The organism is Nostoc sp. 'Peltigera membranacea cyanobiont' 213 (assembly GCF_002245975.1).
Classification (GTDB): Bacteria; Cyanobacteriota; Cyanobacteriia; order Cyanobacteriales; family Nostocaceae; genus Nostoc.
The window spans coordinates 1-5,351 of sequence record NZ_NOLI01000252.1; the positions used below are offsets into that span (position 1 = coordinate 1).

The 5,351-nt window shown below is 42.5% G+C and carries 8 protein-coding genes; all 8 read right to left on the reverse strand.

Annotated elements, in window-relative coordinates:
* A partial coding sequence (locus tag CDG77_RS33200) for a DUF5131 family protein (protein ID WP_094333427.1) occupies positions 1 to 548 on the reverse strand: 548 nt, incomplete at its 3' end.
* The gene (locus CDG77_RS33205) at positions 524 to 814 is read right to left on the reverse strand and encodes a hypothetical protein (RefSeq protein WP_094333428.1); all 291 of its coding nucleotides are present in this window, start codon (positions 812 to 814) and stop codon (positions 524 to 526) included. The genes CDG77_RS33205 and CDG77_RS33200, both read right to left, overlap by 25 nt.
* A 2-nt stretch (positions 815 to 816) precedes the next feature.
* Positions 817 to 1,533 carry a hypothetical protein gene (locus CDG77_RS33210; RefSeq protein ID WP_094333429.1) on the reverse strand — a complete coding sequence of 239 codons (717 nt, stop codon included), beginning with the start codon at positions 1,531 to 1,533 and terminating at the stop codon, positions 817 to 819.
* Positions 1,530 to 1,991 (reverse strand): hypothetical protein, encoded by a 462-nt coding sequence (locus tag CDG77_RS33215; protein WP_094333430.1) that lies wholly within the window; start codon positions 1,989 to 1,991, stop codon positions 1,530 to 1,532. The genes CDG77_RS33210 and CDG77_RS33215 overlap by 4 nt, the downstream gene beginning before the upstream one ends.
* A gap of 125 nt (positions 1,992 to 2,116) precedes the next feature.
* Positions 2,117 to 2,428: a hypothetical protein gene (locus tag CDG77_RS33220; protein WP_094333431.1), complete on the reverse strand. Its 312-nt coding sequence runs from the start codon at positions 2,426 to 2,428 to the stop codon at positions 2,117 to 2,119.
* 93 nt (positions 2,429 to 2,521) lie between these two features.
* Entirely contained in the window at positions 2,522 to 3,454 is a 933-nt protein-coding gene (locus tag CDG77_RS33225; RefSeq protein WP_094333432.1) for a hypothetical protein, read from the reverse strand.
* 365 nt (positions 3,455 to 3,819) lie between these two features.
* Positions 3,820 to 4,143: a hypothetical protein gene (locus CDG77_RS33230; RefSeq protein WP_094333433.1), complete on the reverse strand. Its 324-nt coding sequence runs from the start codon at positions 4,141 to 4,143 to the stop codon at positions 3,820 to 3,822.
* Between the two features lie 200 nt (positions 4,144 to 4,343).
* Positions 4,344 to 5,297 carry a hypothetical protein gene (locus tag CDG77_RS38245; RefSeq protein WP_223270115.1) on the reverse strand — a complete coding sequence of 318 codons (954 nt, stop codon included), beginning with the start codon at positions 5,295 to 5,297 and terminating at the stop codon, positions 4,344 to 4,346.
* Between the last annotated feature and the right edge of the window lie 54 nt (positions 5,298 to 5,351).

Sequence of the window (5,351 nt, forward strand, 5' to 3'; positions counted from 1 at the left end):
ACAATTGAATTAATCCATTCAATGTGGCATGGTCTGGAATTTGGGCCAGATTCACCACCAACAATTACTAACTGAACATCATTCAAGTATTGAGTGATATCGCCTAAATCTTCTAGTAATGGTTCAACTGACCAAAACCGAATTAAAGCTGGAATTTTGCTAAGAAATTGACTACGTTCTTCTAAAGTACGGCGGTTCTCGATTGAAGTTCCTGTCCAAATATTTAAAGGTAATTTGTCTAGTCCATGACAAGAAAGCCATTCATCCATAGATGACAGCATAATTTCTGGGCGTTTGGTGAGAATCTGAAATATTTGGTTGGGTGCAACGAACATTCCGTCCAGTATTTCATGTTGCCAAAAACGCGGAACCCATTCACCAAAAACATCAGTCATTGAAGAAACGAAATGCTTCTTAGATTTCCTTTGAAATCCCCATTTCCGAATAGCTTCTGTATCTAACACTAGCTCTGGTGCTTGCCCAGAGTAGGGTTGCTTGTTTCCGCCAAAGAAAGAATTTTGATTCAGCTTTTCGCTATAGCAATGCATCCACGACACCACGCAAAGCCAGTTTTTGCTTTTTCAATTCTTTCGGGTTTACTTGGAGAGTTGTCTTTTTTAGGGTAGTCACAATTCTTGCAGATTGCTTTTAAAGCATCCCACCTGCTTTTATCTTGGCTATAATTAGTTTTACTTTTCCATTGTCTGCATTTGTAGCACCATTTTTGACCTGAATCTACCAGTAATTGATACTCTTCTAAAGAAATTCCTATTCGGCGTGCGTGCTTTTTAAGTGTCCCAATTAAACTTCCCATAATTAAAGAGAGCTTTGATAGTAGGTACTAATTTCACTGTTGGCGATCGCACTCACAATCGATAAAGCGGATTGAGGACTAATCGCTTTATCTGGGGTTTTGTAAAAGCCAGCAATTCTATTAGCAGGGCGTGTAATAATTCGTTGTTGTGTAGTGCGTTTGTCCCAAACAAAACACGAAATCGTGATGTTATCTGTTGCCCAGCGCTTACCTTTCTTGTCCTTGCGAAAACAAAAACGAGGCAGAATCAGTACAAGTGACGGCGGATGCTGTTGCAAGAAATCCGCCCGATCATCACAGGGTTCGAGAAAGCTGGTTAGAAGGAATGCAGCCACACCGATACGCGCTTTTTGGTAGGCATTCTTGATAATTGGTGCAGCAAACTCCGAATATGGTGGGTTGGTACAAATCCAGTCGCACTCTGGCAAAGAATCCCATGAATCGGATAGTGTTGCATCCAAATGGTAATCAGCTGATTTATGTGGATCAATATCGTTCGTCCACATTTGCTTGGTGTAGGGCCACACCGATAGTAATGATGCGATCGCCCGATGTCCTACACAAGGCTCACCAATGACACCAGATAACGGAACGTGGCGCAGTAGTTCAGTAGTAAACCACGATGGAGACTCGTAAAAGTTTAGTGGATGCCTACCAACAGTTTCTACTTTAGATGTACTTGTATGTGGTTGTGGTATCAGCAGTTGTGTGCCAGTCATACTTCATCCTCACTAAATTCAATGTGGCTTAAAATCTGAAGTTCAACAGCTAATCCGCTTAAGAAATTTTGGAGTTTGACTGTTGCCAATTCTTTGGATATTTCTTTTTCTGACGTATAAATAAGTTGCTTGTAATGCCCAAAGTAAACTTCTGTACGAGTTAAGTTTTGCTCTGTGTCAGTTAACAGAGTCAAAGTAAATCTTCCAAGTTTACAAAAGTAATAGGGACGCTTTGAACTCCAAGGCTTTCCAGGTTGCCAAGTGATTTGGAGTTTTTTACCAATGTGAACGCTCATAGATTCAAAATCAACGTGGAAAATATTCAGTAAAGGAAGCATTTCGCCACTGTTGTAATGGTCTACAACGTGCTGTCTAATTCCTAATTCTGCTAAACCTTCAGGAATATCAATGTGAGCTTCAGATGAGATTTTTTCAACTACTGTGACTATGGCTTTCATATTTTTTATCTCCAAGGCGTAAAATTATTCCATTGAAACCAGCTTGAGCCAGAATCAAAGTATGTAGTGGTGAGGAGCAATCCCTAATTACAGGTCAATTGCGATTGTTCGCTTGATTATTTTTGTTAAAGTTCAGCTTGGAGCAAAACGCCTTTTGGGGTAAGCACCCAGTAAGTACTGTTGCCATCATCAATTTCTTCGACAAATTCCCAGTCTTGAAGCTCATCTAAAACATCGCTCAGAAACTCATCAACACCGTCGCCACAAAAGCTCCCATTTTCTGCAATCATGTCTAAAGTTCCCCTCATTTCCGGGTCAGCTTGAGCTAATTCTTTAGAAGCCAGAATTTGGATGATGTCTACATAAGCAGTGCTAATTATGCACTCTTTACCATTAGTGGCAGTAACTTGTGCTTGTAAATTAAAAGGGATGATCATAAAATTTTCAGTGCTAATTCTCTAGGTGGGTATTATTTAATTGACCAACAGTCAGAAGAATTCAGGGAACCAATAACTAAAGACTGATAGCTACTAAACTGATACTTTTTCCTTCTTACTAGCGAAAGCCCCCGCCTGCCTTAGCGCTGCACCAGGACTCGGATGAGCAAAGAACTCTTCTATAGCTTTGGTCAACCCAGCCGCAACAGTCGGGTCGTGGCAAGCGTAGACATAGATTGGCTGTTGAACCCCATTAACCAATCGCGTTTCTTGGCGATCGCCTAACTGTGGGTAGAATGTGCGAACCCATGTCCCAAGATGTCCCCGGTAGTGAGGGCCACTGATAGGGACTTTCTTTCCAAGTTCGCTCTCTGCAAAGTTGACTACACCAAGCCAGCGTTCTTCTGTGGCGGTTAGTGACTGTCTGTTGTAGTCAGCTATCAGATTGGCGGCGAAGTCTTTACAATTCTGTTCCATGTATGGGTTGAGTCTGCCACCGGTGAGTTCGGCTAAAGTCTTCATGGCCTGTACAAAAGTATGTAGCCGTTGCTCGACTGGAGGGAGGGCTGGGATAGGTGAATGAGTTTGAGAGGGAACACTTTTAATGGCTGCAACTAAGTCTAAAATGATGGTTCTAACTTGTGCTGCGATTGTGGATTGCTGTAACATCATTGCGATTCTTAACGCCCCAAGAGCCGAAAAAACTCTCGCCTGGGATGTTTTTGATGGTAGACAGAGCATCTGTCGAGCATCCCTTAGCTCTTTACCTGTAAGGGTTTTAGTTTCTGTAACTTGGAATTCTGAGTGATTAACTCTGTAGATTTCTTTGACTGCGGATTCTGTGACTGAAAAATATTCTGCAATCATTCCAGTAGTCGCCCAACCATTACCCTCCCAGACAGCGAACACTATTGCCTTGGCTTTGCTTAGAACCATTTCTGCGCGTGAATCATCAAGGTTAGAAAGTGCAGAAGTTCTCAATGAGGGAGACTCGATAAAAACATTTTGATTCAAAGGTAAATTCATATTGACTCCTAACGAAATTTCCAAATTTTAGATATTGATTTCAACACCACTTCTTAAGTCATATTTCACCTCAGCAAAAGTTTCATTGATTAATGCTTTGTGTGTGATAATTAGAAATCTGTAGCGGGAGAAAAACTTCCGTGCGTTCATCTAAAGTAATGGCATTCCTTTAGGTGAACGCTTTTGTATTAATCAGAAAGGTGTGAATTGGAGGGGGAAAGGGGAAAGGGTAAGGGGTAAAGGAAGGAGGAGAAAAGACTTTTCTCAATACAGTACAGAGCAAGTATTTTTAAATATGGATGTTCCCATTCCCCTTTAACCCTTCTCTTTTTTCCCTATTATTCACGGTCTAACTCCTTACTTCCTTAGCCATTTGCATCCTTAGTTAATACGCTTAACTGACGGTTGAGAATATTTATCTGCTGTTGGTAAAAGTCAATTTCAGCAGTGATTTGGTGGAATAATTCTTCTGGTGTGAGCGGTTGGATTTGCTCCTCTTGCAAGTACGATGTTTCGTTAGAGTTTTTATTAGGCATCAGTACATAGCGCCAACCATCATCAAATTGTTCAGCCAACTCTGTACCCAAAGGATAGTAATAAAGTCCCAGGATGATGCCCTGTTGTGTACGCTGTTCTAAGCTAAAGCGAGGGTAGGGCCAGTGTTGAGGGATCGAGATTGTGGGTTGCATAGATGAATAGGTGAATGAAGGGAAAATGAGAGAAGAATTCAGGAGTCAGAATGGGCTAAACGCCCCGCTACCGCTAACAGAAGTCAGAATTTCGGGAAGAGGTGGGAAAAAGAGGAGAAAGGAAGGCAGATTTTATTAACTTCTGCACCCTGATCTTTGTTTCTTTACTGACTCCTGACTCCTGGATTCTGACTACTGAATTACGCTGTGACTAACTCCGTTCTCTCCAGCAGCCATTGCAATTTATCGCCAGTTAGCTGTTCTAACGGCTGATCTAAAAAATATTCATCAAAAATGGATTTACCATCAGTAGACACGTCCACCATCGACAATGAGCGTACAGCATCAAGCACGGAGTTAGAATACTGCTGCTGGACTGAATAACGCCTCTTCACCCACCAGTTCCCGTCAGTGCATCCGACTTGCCCCAGTTTCACGCCGTTGTTGTTGTAAATGCCATCATCGAGAATTTCAAACCCATAATTTTGGCACTCGTTGAAGATATGCGCCATGATTTGGTTTTCAGTCGTAGAAGAGGACAAGGAGCAGGGTGCGGGGTGCTGCAACAATTCGCAATTGTCAGTTCGCAATTCGCAATTCTCTAAACTGCGAACTGCGAATTGCGAATTGCGAATTGGGCTAACTGCTCCCTGCCCCCCTGCTTCTTCTTGCACAGGTAATGAGCCGTCTTTATAGTGAGTGTAGATGAAGCGATCGCAACGCATTAGAGTGTTGGCACGGAATAATTCTTTACCGTTGACCATGACTACCCAGCGTTGTGTTAAGTGGTTGTCGTCATGGCTGATGCTGGCTATCAGTTTGTCATCAGCGTAATATTCGTGATGGTCAAACGAGATTTCGACTATTGTCAGGGGTTCGGGAGCTACGGCTTGGGCTTGGTCAGCGATGTAGTTGTCGAGTTCGGCTTGGGCGAGGGCTTGGTTATCGGGGGCAGCAGGGGCGAGTTTCTGAATTTTGCTGGCTTGATAGTTAATAATGGCGGAAATCCAAGAATCCTTGCAGCGTTTGTCGCTTACTTCGACTGTGCAGCCGATTTCGCTGTAGATTTGCTTGAGTCGGGCAATAGATTTCAGTTGCAGCTGTTGATAAGTGTAAATGGCGTGAGTCATAATTGATAAAGTCTTAATGGACATAGAGAAGCGCTTCAGATTTCCGGTCGGGGGCGCTTTCTCTATATAAATATTGTA